Here is a 1,366-nt window from a genome sequence, read left to right on the forward strand (position 1 = left end):
AATATCAATTGCTTGATTCAAATAATCCTTATGGTTCGATTGCAAAGTTACTTAGACAAGCAGCAGTAGAGAAAGCGACTAAAATTCATAATTCCAAAGCAGATGATGACCAAAAAATTAAAGTAACAAAGGTTGTTGAATCTTCGTATAGCAAGACAGAGCGAGTGTTAATTTTAGAACTTGGTCGAATTGGTAATAATGTGAATCAGATTGCCAAAGCAGTAAATACAGATATTGCGGGTACTGGTGCTTTCGATAAAGTGAAATTACTTCATTTATTGATTTCAATTGATCAACAGCTTCGGGAGTTACGTCCAGATGATCGTTGATTTTTTTAGACATGGTTCAGGTTTATCAAAAGGTTGTATTGATTATTTATTGGGTGAAGATCGAGAGCGTGAACACGCACAGGTGCTTAGTGGTGATGTAGAACTGACAGCACAATTGATTGATAGCAGTCCTTTTGCAAAAAAATATACCAGTGGTTGTTTGTCCTTTTATGAGCATGATTTATCTGACCAGGATAAACAGAAAATAATGCAAAATTTTGAGGAATGTTTATTTCCAGGACTAGATAAAGACCAGTATCAAATTTTATGGGTACAGCACCAAGACAAAATTAATCAGGACACAGGTGAGACAAGGCTTGAGCTTAATTTTGTGATTCCCAATGTTGAGCTTTCAACAGGCAAACGCCTACAGCCATTCTATGCGCCAGTCGATTTAGATCGAGTCGATCTATTTAAGCAGATCACCAATACCGAACATTCACTGTATGACCCCGATGATCCTGAACATCGACAGCTATTTTTAAATAAAAAGAATCTACCCAAAGATATTAAGGATTTTAAAGAGCAGTTACATCAACGTGTTTACCGAGCGGTTGCCAATGGTGAAGTTGCCGATCGGCAAGAATTGGTGCAATGGCTTGAATCGAATCAAATCAATGTCACCCGACAAGTAAAAAATTCCATATCCATTGAAAACCCGTATGAGGGCGCAAAACGTCCTATCCGTTTAGAGGGCGAGATTTATGAGCAAAGCTTTAGAGCTACTGGCGAATATCGACAAGAAGTACAACAACGAATTGAAGAATACAGAGGAACAACTTCTGAGCGGTATCGAGCAAACGTCACAGACTATCAGAGACAGCTTGAACACAAGAGCCAATATCACAGCGACCGCTATCCAACAGTCGGACGAGAAAATAGCCCAGAGCATTCAAAACAACGCCCAGACGGTCGAGAAGGAATTGAGCCAGTATCAAACCTTACTGCAATCGAAATTGAGCCATTTAACGAAATTAAACGAGCAAATACAGAGCCAAGAACAACAAGCCCAGAATCAAGCGGTACAGAAAAAACTT

The 1,366-nt window shown here is 39.1% G+C and carries 1 protein-coding gene and 1 pseudogene; both read left to right on the forward strand.

Translation table 11 applies throughout. The features are described 5' to 3' along the window. Positions 1-329 (forward strand): MobC family plasmid mobilization relaxosome protein (locus FTV41_RS14720; protein WP_179996763.1); only part of this gene is annotated, 329 nt, incomplete at its 5' end. Further along, positions 319-1,366 (forward strand): annotated as a pseudogene (locus tag FTV41_RS14725) (relaxase/mobilization nuclease domain-containing protein); the annotation flags it as partial. The gene FTV41_RS14720 and the pseudogene FTV41_RS14725, both read left to right, overlap by 11 nt.

This window comes from Acinetobacter sp. YH16051 (genome assembly GCF_013417135.1).
GTDB lineage: Bacteria > Pseudomonadota > Gammaproteobacteria > Pseudomonadales > Moraxellaceae > Acinetobacter > Acinetobacter towneri.